General features: G+C 40.3%; 11 protein-coding genes. All 11 read right to left on the bottom strand.

The annotated features are described in order from the left end of the window. Nucleotides 1-27: 27 nt before the first annotated feature. A complete protein-coding gene (locus HPC41_RS05160) occupies nucleotides 28-3,567 on the bottom strand; it encodes a TonB-dependent receptor (protein ID WP_172392949.1) in 3,540 nt (1,179 codons plus the stop codon). Nucleotides 3,568-3,742: 175 nt separating this feature from the next. Beyond that, nucleotides 3,743-4,951 (bottom strand): FecR family protein, encoded by a 1,209-nt coding sequence (locus tag HPC41_RS05155; protein WP_172392948.1) that lies wholly within the window; start codon nucleotides 4,949-4,951, stop codon nucleotides 3,743-3,745. 54 nt (nucleotides 4,952-5,005) lie between these two features. Then, nucleotides 5,006-5,590 carry an RNA polymerase sigma factor gene (locus tag HPC41_RS05150; RefSeq protein ID WP_172392946.1) on the bottom strand — a complete coding sequence of 195 codons (585 nt, stop codon included), beginning with the start codon at nucleotides 5,588-5,590 and terminating at the stop codon, nucleotides 5,006-5,008. 304 nt (nucleotides 5,591-5,894) lie between these two features. Further along, nucleotides 5,895-8,252, bottom strand: a complete 2,358-nt coding sequence (locus tag HPC41_RS05145; RefSeq protein ID WP_172392945.1) for an ABC transporter permease — start codon at nucleotides 8,250-8,252, stop codon at nucleotides 5,895-5,897. A 444-nt stretch (nucleotides 8,253-8,696) separates the two neighbouring features. Further along, nucleotides 8,697-9,833 carry a TlpA disulfide reductase family protein gene (locus HPC41_RS05140; RefSeq protein ID WP_216660664.1) on the bottom strand — a complete coding sequence of 379 codons (1,137 nt, stop codon included), beginning with the start codon at nucleotides 9,831-9,833 and terminating at the stop codon, nucleotides 8,697-8,699. A gap of 20 nt (nucleotides 9,834-9,853) precedes the next feature. Then, entirely contained in the window at nucleotides 9,854-11,476 is a 1,623-nt protein-coding gene (locus tag HPC41_RS05135; RefSeq protein ID WP_172392942.1) for a S41 family peptidase, read from the bottom strand. A gap of 23 nt (nucleotides 11,477-11,499) precedes the next feature. Beyond that, a complete protein-coding gene (locus HPC41_RS05130; protein ID WP_172392941.1) occupies nucleotides 11,500-13,503 on the bottom strand; it encodes a TlpA family protein disulfide reductase in 2,004 nt (667 codons plus the stop codon). 10 nt (nucleotides 13,504-13,513) lie between these two features. After that, on the bottom strand, nucleotides 13,514-14,887 hold the full coding sequence (locus HPC41_RS05125; RefSeq protein ID WP_172392940.1) for a RagB/SusD family nutrient uptake outer membrane protein: 1,374 nt from the start codon (nucleotides 14,885-14,887) through the stop codon (nucleotides 13,514-13,516). Between the two features lie 11 nt (nucleotides 14,888-14,898). Beyond that, nucleotides 14,899-18,459, bottom strand: a complete 3,561-nt coding sequence (locus tag HPC41_RS05120) for a SusC/RagA family TonB-linked outer membrane protein (protein ID WP_172392938.1) — start codon at nucleotides 18,457-18,459, stop codon at nucleotides 14,899-14,901. Between the two features lie 26 nt (nucleotides 18,460-18,485). Beyond that, nucleotides 18,486-19,514 carry a FecR family protein gene (locus HPC41_RS05115; RefSeq protein ID WP_172392937.1) on the bottom strand — a complete coding sequence of 343 codons (1,029 nt, stop codon included), beginning with the start codon at nucleotides 19,512-19,514 and terminating at the stop codon, nucleotides 18,486-18,488. 173 nt (nucleotides 19,515-19,687) lie between these two features. Beyond that, nucleotides 19,688-20,284 (bottom strand): RNA polymerase sigma factor, encoded by a 597-nt coding sequence (locus HPC41_RS05110; protein ID WP_172392935.1) that lies wholly within the window; start codon nucleotides 20,282-20,284, stop codon nucleotides 19,688-19,690. Nucleotides 20,285-20,347: the final 63 nt, after the last annotated feature.

The raw sequence follows: 20,347 nt of genomic DNA, 5'->3' as shown, positions 1-20,347 counted from the left end.
TTTCATTTTTAAATTGACTCGCACAAACTAAAAAGACAATTGAGCGCCAAACGAATAGACTCGGCCCACAGGATAACTCCTACCGGTATTATCAGTCATAACCTGTTCGGGATCAATGTAATCGGTTTTCAATTTGGTCCAGGTGTGCAGATTTTCTCCACTGAAAAATAGCCGTAGCTTATTGATCTTCGCCTTTTCGGTAAGTGCAACAGGAAAGGTGTAGCCTACAGTCAGATTACGGAGTTTCAAATAAGCGACATCTTGTATGTACATGTCATTTGCGACAGAAAGCTCCGCGTTTTGCGCGGTATAACCCCGCAGAAATGGAAAATAAGCATCCGGATTTTCTGGCGACCATATTTTATCCTGAAAATTGGACGGAATAAATGAGTCGTATGGCCTCGCATAGACGGACCAAAAGGCTTGTGCCTCAAGATTAGGATACCAATTTTGCTTTCCTATACCCTGAAAAAAAGCGGACAGATCAATTCCATTCCAATTAGCACTTAGATTTAGCCCATAAGAATAACGCGGTTGACTGTTACCGATGATCGTACGATCGCCGGGATTGGAAAGCGTATTGTCTCCGGCATCAATGATGCCATCACCATTAAGATCCAAGATTTTGATATCTCCAGCCTGAAGCATACGCAGGTCGGCCGTGGGAGCCTGCACACGACGCCTATTGATCTGATCTTGATTGACGTGTTTCGCATACTCCTGTGCCTCTTCGGTTGTCTTGAAAAATCCGTCGTAATGATAACCCCATATATCGCCTAGTTTTTGTCCTGTATAATAATTGCTCAACAGTCCGGCATCGTTGGCAAACTTGGTAATTTCCGCTTGATAATCGGATAGCATCGCCCGCACGGAATAATTAAAAGGTTTTCCACCGACATCAAAATGGTCTTTCCATAACAGGGAAAGCTCAAAGCCTTTGGTCTTCAGGTCGGCTGCATTTTCTTTGGGTTCGGATGCGCCAAAAACCGCAGGCTGGGTCTTGCCTTTACTGAGCATACCTTTGGTCTGGCGGACATAAAAATCAGATTGAAAATCGAGCCTATTGTTGAACATGCTAAAATCAAGACCAATGTTGCTGGTCGTGATTTCTTCCCAGGTCAGTGTGGGCGCTACTGGATCGGGGCTATTGGCAACATTTAACTTTTGACCATTGACTAAATAGGAGATCTGCTCCGTACTCATTGATGAAATATAAGCATAGGTATCCACTTCCTGGTTCCCAAGGGAGCCATACGAATACCTGATCTTCAGATTATTGACCTTGTCTTTAAGTGGAGCGAAGAACTTCTCCTCACTGATACGCCAGCCCGTAGAAAAGGATGGAAAGAATCCAAAACGGCTATGCTTCGGAAAACGTGAGGTACCATCATACCGCCCGCTGACTTCCAGCAGATATTTGCCCTTATAATCGTAATTCGCCCGATAGAACCCTCCACGTACAGCCCACTCATCGCCTCCAGCCTGAAACTGCTTCTCCCCGATGACTAAGTCAAGATCATTTAAATTCTCTGACAATAGATCCTGACCGATTCCTCCAATTCGTTTGTGAAAACGATCTTCCTGATTAAAACCGCCCATCACCGAAACATGATGATCGCCAAAATCTTTTTGGTATGTGGCGAAAATATTGATAAAATGCCAAGCATATTTTTCCATATTTTCACGCAGCTTATCTTGGTTTAGGGCGCCGAGTGAAGACAATTCCATCTGCCCTGGATATTTTGAATAATATTGTTTGGTCTGTCGGTAGGAATAGTCGGAACGGTATTCCCGATAAGAATAGTTACCTGTTACAGACAGGTCTTTTCCCAATTTCAAAACCGCTTCCGTCATATTGGTAAATTCAGTGCCACGTGTATACCCGCGCATCGTACCGCTTTCGAGTGCATTATGTAGACCATACCCTATTGGGTAACTGTTGATCCCGGAATAACCCGTAAGTGTACCATCCGGATTTCGCGGCACGTACATCGCGTGATAATGATAAGTAGGACTATTGTTTACGTTGTCGCGAATCGCACTGAAATTATTTTCCAATCCGGCCCAATCATAGGTAGATTTGAAAAAGTGTGTGCTATTACTGATCGTCAGCCAGCTTCGGATATCTGATGCGATATTTGCCCTTAGATTATAGCGCCCAAATTTGTCCGGATCAATATTGAATATTCCCTGTTCACTTGCTTTGGAACCAGATAGCGCATAACGGGTATTACCTGATGCTCCAGAAAAAGAGAGATTATGCTCATTTTTTGGTCTTGTCTTTTTGTATAAATAATTGAACCAATCGAAGTTGGCGTAATACCGGTATATGTCATTGCCACTAGCGTCTTTTTTGATGACGACCCAAGGTCTGTCCGGATTTTCGGTCTTATCGTTAACACGCGCAAGCAGTTCTTCATAATCTTCGTCGGTATATCGTGTGGTCCGATATCCCAATGCATTGTACATGGCGTCATCATTGATCTTCGCATTCCAATAACCACTCGTTATGAAGTCAGTATTCGTTGCATGTGTGGTGAAACCAATATTGTTATTATATTCAATGGAGGTCTTTCCATTTTTACCACCTTTTTTGGTGGTGACCAAAACAACACCGAAGGCTCCACGCGCCCCATAGACAGCCGCTGCCGATGCATCTTTGAGTACCGTAACTGATTCTACGTCATTGGGATTGATACGGTCCAATGTTCCTAAGATACCATCGATCAAGATCAACGGACCGCCGCCGTTGATAGAGGTATTCCCGCGTACATTGACCGAACCGCTGGTACCGGGTTTCCCCGACCCAAAAACAATATTAAGATTGGGAATATTGCCCTGCAGTGCTTGGGTAAGCTGTGTGACAGGACGATCTTCAAATTCCTTGCCCGATATCTGGCTAACCGCCCCTGTTAGATTGACCTTTTTTTGTTCTCCATAACCGACTACCACGACCTCATCCATCGCTGTGATAGCCATATCAAGGCTAACCTGAATCTCATTTTGTCCACTTACGTTTACTTCCTTGGATTGGTAACCTAGCATTGAACATATAAGCTGTTCATTATTTGTTTTAAGCCGGATCTCAAATCCGCCATTTTCGTCACTGGTTGTTCGATTTTCCGTCCCCTTTTCCGTTATAGTGACATTGCCAACTGGATTTCCCTTTGAATCTACAACCTTTCCCACAACACTGCGCTGTTGGATCACAACATTATGATTGAGACCAGTAATATAGCGATTCCATGAGGTTGATGCTGGTGTAGAAGCTGGCTTGCTTAATACAACATTCTTGTCCATTATCTTATAGACAATCTGGTAGTTTGCAAGAAGGTCTTTCAATGCATATTCGAAAGGTACATTCTTGTAATTGACATCAATGCGTTTAGCATCGTTTAACAGAGCGGCTTTATACAGAATATTGTAACCGCTCTGCTCTTCAAAAACCTTTAATATGGTTTCGAGTTTAGCATTTTTCTTTTGGAAGTTGACTCCTTGTCCAAATGTAATTGCACTCAACTGGAGGTTAGAGGCCAGTAACAAGGGAATCGCTAATGACATTTTCATAGCAAATTCTTTTTTGGCGGCGATCCTACTTTTAGGCAAAGGATCTCCATACCGTTTTTTTTTGTATTTTTGCATACGGTTGTAATGGTTTTAAGTCTATTAAATCTTTTTCAGCCTGGTCTTTTCGAAGACAAATTCAGGGGCGGTCGTAACGCTCCTGAACTCTTCTTATTAATTATCTTTTTACATAAATTTTCCTCCCTTTTAATTCAAAGTGAATATCTCCGACTAATTCGATCGTACGGAGCAATTTGTTGATATCATCATATCTTGACACTGTGCCCGAGAACGCAAAATTTTCGGGACGATAATCAAAGTGAACTTCCACGTCATACCATCTACTGATAATTTCCATGACTTCATCAATAGATGTATTATAAAAAGCAAATTTCCCTTCTTTCCAAGCGATGAAATAGCGCGGGTCAACTGCAGTCTTTAAAAATTTTTTGTTCGTAAACTGAAAAACGGCTTGCTCAGAAGGACTTAGGTATAGGTTGTCCTGTGGGCTATCGTGAACATTTAATTTCACCTTGCCTTCCACCAAGGTTGTCACGATCGTTTTGCCATAGTTCTGAACGTTAAAGGATGTACCCAAAACCTCCAATTGCTGATTTCCCGTATTGACAACAAAGGGAACACGCCTTCCATGGTGGACCTGTTTGGCGACTTCAAAATAAGCTTCACCCTGCAGTTGGACTTTTCTTTCATCGCCATTAAAACCAATTGGGTAACGTAGTGTAGTGGCGGCATTCAGCCAGATTTTTGTACCATCCGCCAACAGTAGTTTATATTCTCCACCCCTTGGTGTAACGATAGTATTGTACGCTGGTTGCTGATTACCAGCTTCTGAATTCTTCAAGCGATACGATATAAAGCCTTTGTCAGATTTTATAATCTCAAATGCACCATTGTCTATGACCGTATCCAATTTTAGCTTTTCAAGATCTATACGCTCGCCACTTTCTAAAATTATTTCGGCTTTTTGGGACCCCGGAACTACCGCCGGAAGATTGTTGGCTATCGCCCGGTCATCTGGTCTATTTTCTTGCATAAAGAAGAAGATCGAAGCAGATATACCAACTAGCAACAATATAGCTGCAATACTGACATTTCGTAGAATGTGAATTGATGATTTCTTGGTAATTGGGCCGGAAACAACTTGGTCTCTTATTCTCTTATCTTGAATGATTATCTTAAAAAGATTATCATGCGCAATTTGATTGTCCGGAGACTGTTCTATCTCTCCCTCATCCATAAGCTGTTGCCACGCTTTCAAAAAATCCGGATCGTTAAGATAATTAGCAAAATTTTGCTTTGCACGCTCGTCTAATGTTTTTGCCAAAAATTGGCTGATAATAATTTTATATGCTTCTACTTTGGACATCCTTATCTATTGTACGCTATAATATTATTCGTACAACTAGGATCAATGAACTAGTCAAAAGATATTTTTTATTAAAAAAAGGATTAAAAGTAAGCTATCAAGCTTCAAACGTACAAACTGACATGCTGCTACGAGATGGTTGCGGACGGTATTTTTGGAAATACCAATTTCTTCGGATATTTCTGCATAGCTCATTTCCTCTATTTTGCTTTTATGAAAAACAAGTTTTTGCTGCGGTGGTAAGCAGGATACAATCGTTTTGAGTATTTTATCTAAATCTTTATGAGCGATCGTCCGCTCTAATTCATCACTCAATTCATCCCATTCTGCCAATTGTGATACTTGATATTTTTGTCTAGACAGCTCTTTTCGAAACAAAGTGATGGCCGTTCGCTTTGCTACTAAAAATAAAAATGGAAAGATAGCTTCCGCAGAGGGGATTGAATTACGTTTCAGAAAAAGTTGCACAAAAATCTCTTGCATAATCTCTTCCACGTCTAAGTCGGACGAACATACGCGACGCACCTTGTGATACATCAAAGGTCTATAAAAATCAAAAATCTTTTTAAAAACCTTTTCGTCTCCCAATTTAAAGCGATTAAACTCTTCAAGACTCAATGGAACTGCATTTAAATCCATGGTTATATTTTCCCTAGGTTACACTTGGTCTAAGCAACAAAACTCATATTAAATCTATATAAATGCAAGGTTATTTCAAAATGAAATGTGTGTATCCCGAAATTTCGGTCAATTTTCAAAAGGACAATTCAATAATTTATCATTTATAGTCAAATTAAAATAAGGCTATTCTCCCTGCATGGCCAACTCTAAACCCGTCGAATTCGAAGGTTTTAGAAAACAAGCTGGTCTAATAGCTTTATAATGACTCCAAATTACTGGGTAGAAAACACCTATGTAATTCGTATCGTATCCAAAGCCTTATTTACTCATCCCTCAAGCTATTCACTGGATTTGCCAAAGCCGCTTTTATCGACTTATAACTAACTGATAAAATGGCTATAAAAATTGCACCCAACCCTGTGATAAAAAATATATTCCAACTTATGTTTGTCTTATAATCAAACTTTGATAAAAATTTATCCATCAACCAATAAGCAATTGGAAAGGCTACAACACAAGAAATCAGAATTAAATAAATAAATTCTTTGGACAATAGGTTTGTTACAGATAATATGGAGGCTCCTAATACCTTTCGGATTCCAATTTCTTTGGTTCTATTTTCAGCCATGTATGCCGATAAACCAAATAATCCTAAACAGGAAATAAATATTGTTAATCCTGTGAATAGATTTGCTAATAATCCTAATGTTTTCGTCTCCTCAAATTTCTGCGCATAGGCTTCATCAACAAATTTGAATTCAAAAGGGTAATCAGGATTATATTTTTTAAATATATCCTCTGTCTTCCTCAAAGCCTCTTGAGTAGGTAGCTGAGGGTGGAACTTAATATTAGTAAATGCTGACCAACCATAAGCTCCTTCAATAACCATAGGAGTTATTGAACCAAATGGGGACTCTTGAATATAATCCTTAATGACACCGATGATATGCCAATCTCTACCTTCGTCGTGAACCATCTTTCCAATGGGATCCTTAAAATTCATTTCTTTTGCCGCAGATTCATTAAGAATCATCGCAGAGGAGTCGGTTGGGAATTTTTGAAGATCAAAATCGCGCCCATTAATTAGGGTAAGACCAAAGGTTGTGATGAAATCTTCATCCGTAGAAATTCGATTAAATTGGGTCGTATTATCAATTGGTTTGCCTTCCCACTCCATTATATTTCCACTCCAATTTTCAGTAATGGGGCTTTTACTCCGAGATACGGATGTAGCTATGCCTTGATCTATTAACTCCTTTTTTATTCTGGAATAGTTCTTTTTCAAATCTCCATCATCATTGATATAAATAAGTTTTTCTTTGTCAAATCCTGATTCTCGATGTAGGCCATGTTGAATTTGTTTTGCTGCAATAATTGAAATGAGAATGAAAACGATGGCCATCGTAAATTGGAAAACCACTAATATTTTTCGAGCATTCATCCCGCCAGCAATTTTTTGAAAACCTCCCTTTAAAATCCTAGTAGGTTTAAAAGAAGACAGAAAAAATGCTGGGTAACTACCAGCGAGTACCCCAGTAAATAATGAGAATAAAAAAAGAGAAATCCATAAATAAGGGGATTTTAAATTAAAATTCAGCTCAGTGCCAATCAAGTCATTAAAATATGGAAGTATTATTAGAAGTAAGATTACTGCTATAAAACTTGCAATAAAAGACATGATTAAAGCCTCCATTAAAAATTGGGTTACCAAACTGCTTTTAGTCGCTCCCACTACCTTCCTTACCCCTACTTCTTTTGCTCTTTTCTCACTTTGAGCAGTACTCAGATTCATGAAGTTAATACATGCAATTAGTAGGATAATACCTGCTATAGATAAAAAAATAATGACTAGATCAACCCTCCCTCCAATTGCAATTCCATTATCAAATTTATTATATAACCAGCTTTGGGAAATTGCTTGCAGATAAACCTCATTTTTAGTATCTCCGTGTTGCTGATAAAACCCCTTTATTTTGTTTTGAAAGTCTATAAAATTTACTCCTTCATTAAGTTCGATAAAGGTTTGTGTCGAATTGTTTCCCCAATTCTTGTCTGACCAGCCTATTTTCTCAAGAAATTTCCATGACAGAAAGTAATTATGATCTCTAAATCTTGAATTCGATGGAATATCCTTTAAAACTCCTGAAACTGAAAGCATCTCTGTGCTATCAATTCTAATCATTCTACCTACAACATCGGTTGATCCAAATATTGACTTTGCTAGTTTTTCGGTAAGCACAATTTCAGAAGGGCTTTTTAGTATAGTTGTTTTATCTCCTGATAAAAGAGGAAGATCAAACATCTCAATAAACGACTGATCAACAAATGCACCATGACCCGGCTTAAATTTCTTGTCATCAACGGTCATCAAAAAGTTCTTGCTAAATTCTAATCGTGAAATACTAGCAATCTCTGGAAATGCTCCCGAAGCTGCAGGACCAAAAGGCTTAGGAGTAGAAAAATAGACTCTTGTAATGCCATCTAATATGCCTTTATTCCCAACAACGTAAAGTTGATCCGTTTTTTTATAAATACGATCATAACTTATTTGATTGTATGCCCAAAGCATAATGAGAAAAGATGAAACCATCCCAATGGCCAATCCTATAATATTTATCGTCGTAAAGCCCTTATTCTTCTGAAGATTACGGAAGGCAATTTTTATGTAGTTGGTCAACATAAGGTAAAATTGAAATTTCTAGTATTCATTATGATGTTTCAATTCGTCTGCCAATTTCTCAAACACCTTACTATCAGTACAATAAAAGTTCATAATAAATAGAATTGTTCAATTTCGAACATTTTTTTTGTTCAAAATTGAACAGAGACCTATAGCGTTCCATTTTATAGACCTGCTATTATTTCATTGAAAATTACAATATTTCATTGCTATCGAATTGAAAATTGGCGAATTTCTACTAGAATACAAATTTCAAAACATAAAGTATACGCTTCATAACTGGGCCTACAACCACTGGGGACACAAAGACTGATTAATCTATATATCTGCGATAAATATTATGAGCTCTGCCTAAAAAGAAGAAGGCTGTACTCAGGGACAGCCTTCTTTCTTATTTCAAATGAATGTCAGCACTGGAAAGGAACGATCCAATGCTAATGAAATCTATTTTGCAAAAATTTCGGCCAATTTTTTATCCAATTCTTCGCCACGTAAATATTTCGCAATGATTTTGCCGTTTGGATCTACTAAGAAATTCATTGGAATAGCCTTTACGTCATACATCACTCCGGCTTCGTTGTCCCATCCTTTGAGATCACCAACCTGCTTCCAGGTAAGTCCGTCATCCTGAATTGCTTTTAACCATTTCGCTTTATCTGAGGCTTTATCCATCGATACACCCAAAATCTCAAATCCATCTTTTTGATACTTAGCATATGATTTTACTAAATTCGGATTCTCACGTCGGCACGGTGCGCACCAAGATGCCCAAAAGTCAATCAGGACGTATTTACCTCGATAGTCTGAGAGTTTCACTGGTTTACCTTCGACATCAGGTTGCGTAAAATCCTGCGCTTCTACACCCTCGCTTGTTTTCTTAACAAGTGCAATACGCTTTGCTAAGTCTTTTCCAAGAACGGAAGTCTGTAGACTCACATCCAATGAAGCAAATATCTTCTCGGCTTTAGGGGCATCAAATTCAGGCGGTAAAGTCGAATTGAAAGCCATTAGGGCCATATAGCTTTTAGGATTTTTGGCTACATAGTCCAATTTTGCGTCAATGGTCTGTTGTTGTATCGCATTGGCGCGCTCTTCCAGTGACTGGATATATTTTGGATCCTGTTGATCAGCAAGGGATTTGGATTTATATTCATTATTTAAAGCCTCATATTGATCGTAGATGGGCTTCAACATCGCATTTACCCGCTCGTTTTCTACATTTAAAGGCGAACCCGAGATTTTAGCCTGTTTGATGGAGTCAGCAGCAACAAATTTAATCGTGGCTCCTTCAATAAGAAAAGGCAATATATCTTGCTTCGGAGGTTTGGCTGGATCAAAAGGGGCATTATCATGGATAATACGTAAATGCGCCTCCATTGGCGAAGGAATGCTTCCCTTAAATTCAAACTTGCCATTTTTCATTTCGACAGAGTCAATACGCTCTTTCCCTTCGTAATTTAAACGAAGATAGGCTTTCGCAGGCTTATCTAATTTGCCAACTGTTCCTTGTAATGTATAGTTTTGCTGTGCATATCCCATTGCCGGTAACACACACGCTAAGGCTAACGCCCACTTCATCATTCTCATATTTTTTTACTTTTTTATTTTGTCTTTTTTTTATTTAGCTCTCCTACAGTACCCCCTTGTAGCAATTGCTTATAAAGTTTTTCGTCGCGCAACACTGAAAGTGCTTCCTTAAAGCTTTGGTTAGATTCATTGCGGACGCGGGTCATATAATCACCACCTGTATAAAGCAGTGATCCTACCTGTGCTTTAAATTCAACATCAATGGCAGCATGAGCTCCAACCTGCTCATCCGGAGGTATTGCAATAGACTGGACACGCGCTGCGCTGACCAGCTGTTGGTGCACTTGTTTGGGCACCTTGAATTTTAGATTAAAGGCTTTAAAGTCAGGATAAGCACTGAGAAGTGCTTCGCGATTTTGTTGTACAAATTCAAAACCACCTTTAGCCACTAATCCATTATTCATGAGTTGTGCCATCCATGTGCTATATTCATTCGTGTCGATAGGAACAAAACGGTCTGGCATGATTCCACCACCACCATACACTGTTCTTTTGCTACCCAGTGTTGTATATTTTAAAGAATCGGGAAAGGAAACATGCCCTTCCTCCATCAATTCTTTGGATGCCATCCGACGGTTAAAATCTTCGAAATAATCTTCCTTGCCTTTCGTATATGGCTTTTGAATCGATCGGCCCGATGGTGTGTAATATCGAGCACCTGTAAGCTGCATTTCTGAGCCATCCGAAAGGGGAACGGGCTTTTGCATCAGTCCTTTTCCAAAACTTCGTCTGCCGATCACAACAGCACGATCCCAATCCTGAAGCGCTCCAGTTACAATCTCACTGGAGGATGCGGTAGATTCATCAATCAGGACAACCAATTGACCGTCATAAAACTGGCCATAACCTCCTGTAAAATAATAATCCTTCCCCCCTTCATTCGGTACAGAATAGAAAACAATTTTTTCTTTGGGCAGGAATTCGTCAGCTACACCAATAGCCGACTCAACATATCCCCCACCGTTGCTCTGTAAGTCAAGAATCAATTTTTTCATCCCTTGTTCTTTCAGACTTTTCAAAGCGGCATCGATTTCTTGGCGGGTCGTTCTGTTGAAAATTGATAATGAAATATAGCCAATTTCATTGTCCACCATATAGCTTTCACGAACTGACTTTTCTAATATATTTTCCCGGACAATTTTTACATTTTTAATTTCCGTATTTCCCGGCGATAAGATTGCTAATACCACAGGAACATCTTTTTCGCCGCGCAATTTTTCCATAATCTCCCGGTTGCCCCATTCCTTCGCTGTAATACTGTCACCGTCTATAGCGAGAATTTGATCCCCTACACGTACTCCAGCACGCATGGCCGGACCATCTGGGTTGACCTTGGTGATAAAAATCTGATGATTATTTTTTAAAAATTGAATGCCTATCCCCGCAAAACTTCCACTCATAGCCACGCGCATCTGCTCAGCCTCTTCACGGCTTGTATAACGTGAATGTGGATCTAAATCTGCGATCATCGCTTTGATTGCAGCATCTACCAAATGTTCTTCATTCACCTGATCGACGTAATTCTGCTGAATAAGCTTCAATGCCTCCTCAAATTTATATTTAGGGTTCATCTGAGCCTGTAAAGACATACTCAGACCGATCATCCCGACGAGCAAGCTCGTTGCTTTCCTATTCATAATGTAGTAGTGATTTAGTCTTTTTATTTTTCGTTTTTGAGAATTTCAATTGCCAATGACAACTCATCCATCAACTTACTTGGGCTTCCTGAATACCCACCAGAGCAATAGCGTACACGGCCATCTTTTACGATAATCTTACGGGGAATGGATGAGTCGCCGAATAAAGGAACAAGCTGTTTGAATACCAAGTCCTGTTCGTTGGTTTTTGGATTGACAGCATCATGTAACAAGTTGAATCGGAAACCTTCACCACGTACATAGTTCACTGATTTACTTTTATAATCTCCTGTCTGCATCGTTCCCAACATATAGACGGCAACATGCTTATCCTGGGCATATTTGTCTATCAACAATTGCATACCTGGAAATGCCATAATGCATGGACGACACCAGGTTGCCCAAAAATCCACAACCACAATCTTACCTTTCCAGTCATCCGGTGTAATAAACAGACCATCAGCAGTTTCTAAACGGAAATCAGGCATAGGGTGATCTACCCAATTATGATCCACATAGGCTTTCATTTCTGCTTTTTCTTCATCAGATTTTAGTCCATCTAGATAAGCTTGATAACCGCTTCCATCCCCAGCGTGTCCTTTCAAGTAAATCGCTTTTAACTTGTCAAACATGCGTGGTGTCATCGCATTATACCTTAAGCTCATTTCAAGCATGGGTAAGATCTGCTTATCATCGCCCAGCCCCTCTAATACCTGTAGGTTGATCTCGTTTAGTTCAGCATTGTTATATTTACCGTCTTCAGATAGCAATAAGAAATATTTTCTAGCTTCCTCATATTTTTTGAGATCATTTAATAAAGAAATGTGGGTAAACAAACGGTCATCCAAATTTTTAACCACATTGGAATCAGCCTGTGCCTGACGGTCAAAATCTTCTTTATAAGAGTTGTCTCCCTTACGTGCGATCAATTTGGGCAAAATCGCTTCTGACACCTGATAAAGGCTATCTTTACCGACCAGTTTGAACATATAAGCGCGCATAATGTTCCAACGCATCAACTCATTGCCTGTTCGAAAATCGATATCGTCATACAGCTTAGTAAATTTATCAAACTGTTTGGAGTCAAAGTAAGCCGATCCAAGACCGCGGTATACAGCGTAGTAGATAAAACCCTGCGCATTTGGGCGTTGGCGCCATTGTTGTACTGGAAAAAGCTTTAGGAAGTTCTCGTACGAAGCGATGACTTCATTCTTGTCTGCACTGCTTCCTTTGGTATTACTATAAGCAATAAAGCGTGCAGTAGCACCGTTCGGAAAGTCAGCATTTACTCTTTTTTCAACCAACTGAGTCAACTCCTGATCTTGAAGACGTCCACTAGCGAATGTATAGAACTGGTTGAGAACCTGGTCAGACAAGTCTTTTTGTTTTAATCCATCGATCAACAGCTTTTTGGCATAGGCAGGAAAACCATCACCCAAAGCCAATTTTTGTAAGTTCATCAAGGATTGAAAATAATCCAGATAGCGTTTACCTGATAATGCAAACTCCTTATCGGCTAAACCCTTCAGATATTCTGCTGGCAAACTTTTGGGCTGATTGTTATAATACGCAAAAATGCCACCGCCTGCAATCATTGGCGCCTGAAAAGCAGCTTCTCCCAAATAAGCACCTTGTACCGGTTTTCCTTTTGCATCACTCAGTGCAATAGCGTAACCAAGGTCCTGATTATTATCCAAGGCATCCGGATGATCGGCATCTCCCTGATAAAATTTAACGCCAATAAAAGCTGTCGTCGGTTTAACTGGTACCGTTACGGTCCATAGTCCTGTCGCATTTTTCTGCAGGGAAAGGTTCATCTGTCTCCATTCAAAATCTTCGAAGAGGAAGCATGCGGCATGTATGGCATCGCTAAATTCCAGATCTTTGTCTTTGGCATTGTAAACCAATTGAACAAGGTCTGTCGTTTTTGGTTTTGCCGGCTTGAAAACGCTGCTGTCAAATCGAGGCTGCGCATATAACACAGCCTGGACAAACAACAACACTAAAAAAATCGTCTGTTTTTTCATCTTATATAAATTATCTAGGGTTCTGGCCAATTTCAGGGTTAAAAGATAGCACTCGTTCGTTGATAGGATAAACCAATCTTGGACTACCAGCGTTTAGGCTATAGGTCTGCCCATTGAAAGTCCGGGTAATAGTCTTAAAATACCCACCATCCAGTGTAAGGCGACGCATATCGTACCACCGTAAGTCCGTTCCAACAAATTCGCGACGGCGTTCATCAATAACAGACTGTAAAAGATCGCTATTTACATCAGCAGTCGTAAGCTCCACATATTTATCTGCCGAAAAACGCTTCTTGCGCAATAGGTTCAAAAGCTCCACCACTTTAGCAGCATTGTTTTGGCGCGCGTATACTTCTGCACGGTTGAGTAGGACTTCAGGACTGCTCAGACCCACATAGGAAGCATTATAATAATTGCCGCTGCTATTAAAGACTGGCTTCTTATATATATATCCTTTATATGTCCCGGGTTCATTGTCAATAAATAGTTTAAGCCTAAGGTCACCTTCTTTATACAAAGAAATAAGCTCCGGATTAAGCGGTCCTATCATATAACCTGCACTCGTCTTAGATAGCAAAACCTCTTTATCGTCGATGAGACGCGGAAATGTTTCATCTCCAGTAAAGTCTTCCAAATTATAAATTGTCGGGTCCAATGCTAGCGCCAGATCCGCATATCTGCCAGCTTCCTCAAAATTGCGCATGGTCAAATACACCCTAGACATTAAAGCGTAAGCGGATACTTTTGACGGGTGGTAATTAAAGCTCGGATAGTTTGGCAAATTGTTTATTGCGGTAGTCAAATCTGTTATTATCTGTTCATATACCTGTGTCAGAGATACACGGCTCAAGTTCTGAAAAAGGTCTACTGTTAGCAGCAAAGGCAATCCTTGTTGACTCTCCGCTTTCGTAGGATCGTAGACAGGCGCATATTGATTGGCCAATGAATAATAGGCAAATGCGCGGTGAACACGGGCTTCAGCCGCTACAGCCAGCTTTTGCGCCGGAGTTCCATTTTGGCTATCCATCACACCGTCCAAAATCTCATTGGCAACGTAAATATGTTTGTACAAATTATTCCAGCCTCCGTCTTGCTGGTCGCCCGTAAAGAATTGAGCTGACCATATATAGGCCAATTGCGTACTACCACCCCAAACACTTGCAGCCGTGCTGGCAACCTCAGGTGCTATATTATCACTTGTTACCAGTGGCAATAAGTAAGATGTTTCAAAGTTGCCTTTATTATTTAGGAGATAGCGGTAATCGTCTGTTGTTTTTAATGTACGTCTATCATTCTGTTCTATTTCAACATACTTTCGACAAGCGGAGCCCAATAATGTAGCTGACGCAACGAAACTATAGATTAGGATACTTTGTATTTTCATGATGCAGATTATTAAAAGGAAACATTAAGACTTAAAAAATAGGTCGGCGACGGCGGAAGATTTGAATAACTATTCAACGTTCTGTAACTCGGGTCTACACCATCTTTATTTTTGCGCCATATAAGCCCTAAATTTCTCACACTGGCATTTACATTAACCGATTTAAACGGGGTATGTTCCAAGGTTTTGAACGGAAAATTATAGCCAAGGTCAATCTGTTGCAGACGGATATTGCTACCACTGATGACCAAAGCATCCGAATTAGCATACCGGGACAGACTATTGTACTGGTAACCTTGCGTACTTAGTCCGGGTACGTTTGTGAAAGCTTCATCTCCAGGTTGGCGCCATCTCTTTGCCAGATCGGACTGCATTCCTATTGCGCCAGAATATCCTGCATAGTCCGGATAGTTCTGTACGGATAACCGTCTCAACACATGCCCCATTTCGTATGTTACACGAACACCCAGTGTAAAATCTTTAAAGGAGAATGTATTAAAGAGACCTCCGACATAAGGTGGGGTAGTTCTTCCCATTTCAACCAAATCTTCCGCCACGAGCGCGTTTGCAGGAGCATCAGCATTGACGATATCCCCATTCTTCTTATAGACCTGTGAACGTCCCTGATTATCCAATCCCGCCCAACGGTACGCATATAAATAATCTGTCGGATGACCTAAGATAGGTGTTGATGCATTGGTATAATTTATTACGTTTACAGGATCGGTGAATCTGGAATCTGTAACCTTATTGGTATTATAGCCAAAATTAAATAAGGTATTCCATTTAACCGTAGATTGAAGCCAAGCTGCTCTAAGCCCAATGTCAATACCATGTCCTTCCAGGGTAGCACTGTTGAATTGAAGAAGAGTCCAGCCATAGGTGCCATTAAAAGGGAACGAATAAACAATATCGGAAGATTTCTTGGTGTAATAATCTACATTTAGCTGAAGACGGTTGTTCCAAATTGCGTAGTCTAAGCCCACATTCAATGATTTCACCTTTTCCCAAGTAATCTGCTTATTGGCCGGATAGGCGATGTCCGCTGTGACTTCATTTGAGATATTGTCGGTACTGGTATTTATGACCACAACTCGGCCAACACTTTTAGGTAATATTCCGTTCACGCCATAGGTCAACCGTAAACCGAGCGCATCAGCCCAAGTTGCATCCTTTAAGAATTTTTCCTTCTTGGCATCCCATTTTCCGCCGATAGACCATAGTGGCTTTCCGCGTTCGCCCCGCGACGCCCCAACCAACGTAAAATCGTCGAAACGTATACTACCCGAAAGCACATATTTGCCGTTAAAAGCCGAAAATGCAGCATTGGAATAGTAGGAAAGCGCCCGGTCCCTATTTTTGGCAATAGACCCATTGGAGCTAAAATAATTATCCCAGCCATAGATGGTGTTATAACTTCCTCTTGGATTTATAACGGCATAAGAATAGGTATCCTCGATAAATCCCAAGTAAGCATCACTTGAAGAACGGCGGCTATTCTGCTTCCATTCGGCCCCGGCAAGGAAATTAAGATTATGCTGCGAAGATTGACCAAACGCTTTATCGATATTCAGTTGGGTTCGGAACACATATTGCGAGCCATTATAATTGCTTATGCCTAACCTTCCACCCAATGGATAACCATAAACATAATTACCATTGTCGTTGAACGTAGTACCAATGTTAATCTGATTACGCTGGCCATAACTATTTACACCATCAATATTTTCCGTATTGTTCAATTGCCGCTGCCATTGCCCCATGACCGAGAGATCTGCCCAGCTCGTCAGCTTGGTATTGACGTCCATATGCATGCGTATAGCATGAGACTGATCATTATAATTAGCAGCAGAAAGTTCTTCAATAGGATTATAAGCCCAGTCCAGGTAACCTTTATTTTCAAAATCCTGGGAAACCTCAGGTCTAAATTGAATATAGCGGCGTATGTTATTTCCGTTTTCATCTTTCAACAGGTCATAAGGAAGAAGACCGCCTGAACTAATATTTGAAGATAAGGCATTGATTGCTGCTGAATTTCCAATGGAATTACCATAATTGTAGTTAATACCTGTAGCCAACCTCACGCGATCGTTAAACATCATGTTAGTTAGGTTAGTTGTGAGGTTGAAACTTTCGGCCTTATTTGCGCGGAATACCGGGACATCCTTGCTATAATTTGCCGACACAAAATAAGTACTCTTATTTGCGCCTCCTGAAAGAGATAGATTGTGCTGTTGTGAAGTTGCGTTTTGCAATAAATAATCTTTGATTTGCTGCCTATTGTCAGTTGCGGCGAGCTTTTCAAGTGCTGCATCTCGTTCCTCTACCGTCGCAGTACCACGTTTTTCCCGGAAGATCCACTCCATTGATTCGGAATTTGGCCTACTTGTATTGAAAGGATCCCAGCTATTTTTTTCGATATTATCTCCAATAACGCCCTCATCAACTAATTGCTTTTCAAAGTCAATATATTGCGCTGAAGACATCCGGTCCATTTTGTTGAGATCAGCTGGCGATGCGATGCTCAACGAGGTACTGAAATTGATTGAAGGAGGAGTATTCCGACCTTTTTTTGTTTCGATGACAATTACCCCATTTGCAGCCTTTGCACCCCAAATGGAAGAAGCCGCGGCGTCCTTCAATACCGTGATACTTTCGATATCATTCGGGTTGATCCTACTTAGGATTGCACCACCCGAACTCTGGGTATTCCCTTTATTCGTCAACGTAAAACGGTTGTCGTCATTTTCGGCCATTGGAAATCCATCAATCACGATAAGCGGATCTCTGGGTGCGCCGCCAGTACCATAACTGTTTATCCCGCGTATCTCTATCTTATTTGTTCTCGGATCTACATACATGCCCGGTACTAGCCCCTGTATACGCTCCATCACATTGATAGCCGGTGTTTCCTGAATTTGTTTCGCTGTTACTGTTCCAAATGCCCCCGTAGCTCTGTCTTTAGGAATCTTCGTGTACCCCATCGACACCACTTCAACATCATCCAACACATTGACAACCTGCTCCATTGTCACATTGATCTGGTTACTGCTTCCGATTACGCGACGCTGTGGCTCCATACCCATGTACGAGAAAATTAGCGCATCCGCAGGATCAGTCAGTCGAAGTGTATAACTACCGTCGCTGCTTGATGTCACACCGGTACGTGTAGCATGACCATCAGACATGACAGTCACCCCAACCAATGGTGTGCCTTTATTATCTTTTACGCTACCGGAGATGATTTTCCAAAAACGATCATCGCCATCATTGTCTTTTTTGCCACGGCTGTCGCGAATAATCGTAAAATAATTGTTTTGTACGTATAGGAAAAGATAATTATTGGGATAAAGCAATTCCTTTAATACTGTTTCTACCGGAAGCCTTTTGTTTTTTGGAATCATGTCACTGTTCACAAAAGCATCGCGGATGAGCCCCTCTTCATAGGAAAATTTGGTCCCATAAATTCGAGTTACCTCACTAAGAGCCTGGCTGAGACTGGCCCTTTTTTGTGCAAAGCTACCTGTAGTGCTCATCAGGCAGACAAGAGGCACAAGAAGTTTAGTTTTCATAAATTTTGATTGATTAGTGTTAGTTTCTAGTTAGGTTTTATTATTATTTGTTTGTTTTTCACTTCAATAGCTACATTCATCGTGTGCTTGATCACGAAGAGGATATCATCAATTCCTTTTACCGGTATCACACCTGTAAATCGTTTATTGAGCAATGCCGAGTCCTGAACCACCACCTGATAACCATAATTATCTTCCAATACACTTACAATATTGGCTAAGTTGCTATGTTCGATGCTAAGCTCACCATGGGTCCAAGCCATGGCTTTGTCTGTATCACTTTTGACTGTCTGATCAGCTTTTGCAGATTCATCATAAATAAAAGTCTCTCCAGGCGCTAGAATACGATTGAGTCCATTTTCGCTCTGAATCCGGACACTACCTTCAAACAAGGACACTTCAATACGTCCACGTCGATCTTTTACGTTAAATTTAGTTCCAAGAACCGTCAATGAGAGATCCCCTACATGCACCACAAAGAGGTCATTTTCACGCAAACGATTTTTGATGGCAGTATGCTTTACCTCAAACATACCCTCTCCCTCGAGCCAAACTTCCCTCGGTTTATCCGTTTTCCAGTTACGTACATAGGACAAGCTAGAATTGCTGTTTAATTTGATGATAGAAGAATCTGGAAGTGCAAGTTCACGTCTTTCCCCAAAAGCCGTATTTGTTTCCTTCGTTCCGAATTGATTGATTTCATAGATCAACATTCCCAAAAGCAACAGTGCCGCCGCCGATGCTGACCATCGTAATGTTCTATGGATAAATAGCCTCTGCTGCTGTTGCTTTTCATAACGCGGAATTTGAGCCTGAATATTCTCCCAGCGTTGATTAGTACTCAAACTGCTTTGGACCTGTTGCTGGCCTTTAATCAATAATACCCACACGCGGGCTGTTTCCATTTCAGCCAATAAATTGGGATATTGGTCAACAAGTTCAGACCAAAAATCCCGCTGAAAAGTACCATCTAAATGACTGGACGTAACAAAGTCCTCATCGGCAAAAAAATCTACTGCCTTATAATCTTTATATTTTGATAACCGAGAGTTCATGTTTCTTTCTTATTATAAACACCTTTATTTTAAATTTTACCCCAACAAATTTTATTTTTTTCAAAAAAAAGTAAATACCATTCAAATCATCATAAAAACAATGCATGCATCGCTTATGATGGTTTACAATGGGTTATTTTAAATAGTGAAGAAACTTGCTGTGGAATTCGGATTTAATGGGGGCGTAGTTGCTGCAGTAAATAGAGTAAAACCAAAAGACCGAACCTACCAAAGTGTTTTTTCAAACTGTCTAGCGCACGGTAAAACAGTTTATAGGTATCTTTGGTGGACAATCCCATAATTTCCGCTATATCAGTGTAGGACAATTCTTCAAAAAAACGTAGATGTATAATTTCACGCTGACGGGCAGTCATCTGCTGCAGGGCCTGATCGAGCTTATCCCGAATTTCCATAGCACGTTCCTGACGAATCATACTGAGGTCATGCGGAAGCTCAATAGTAAATGGCAGATAATCAATAGAAGAGTTAGCAATGCTTATCCGACGGGCCGATTGTTCTATTTTTCGTACTAATACGCGGCGAAAAGCTTGATACAGATAATTCTTAACAATAACATCGATACTTAAATTGTCTCGGTTGCACCACAACTTAACAAATAGCTCCTGTATACTGTCTTCAATAATTGATTCGTCCTGAGTAAACTTAAAGCCATAATTGAATAAAAGCTGGTTGTATCGTTCAAAAAGAATTTTGAACGACGCCTCATGTCCAACCTGAAACTTCTGCCAAATCTGTAGATCAGAATTCATTTTCAATACGACTCTTATTGTTAGTTTTGCGTAAGTAGAGCTATAAATATAGGAATGATCTTT

Origin of the sequence: Sphingobacterium prati (assembly GCF_013167215.1) — a bacterium.
GTDB classification, from domain to species: Bacteria; Bacteroidota; Bacteroidia; order Sphingobacteriales; family Sphingobacteriaceae; genus Sphingobacterium; species Sphingobacterium prati.
This window is presented reverse-complemented; position numbering and strand designations above follow the sequence as displayed.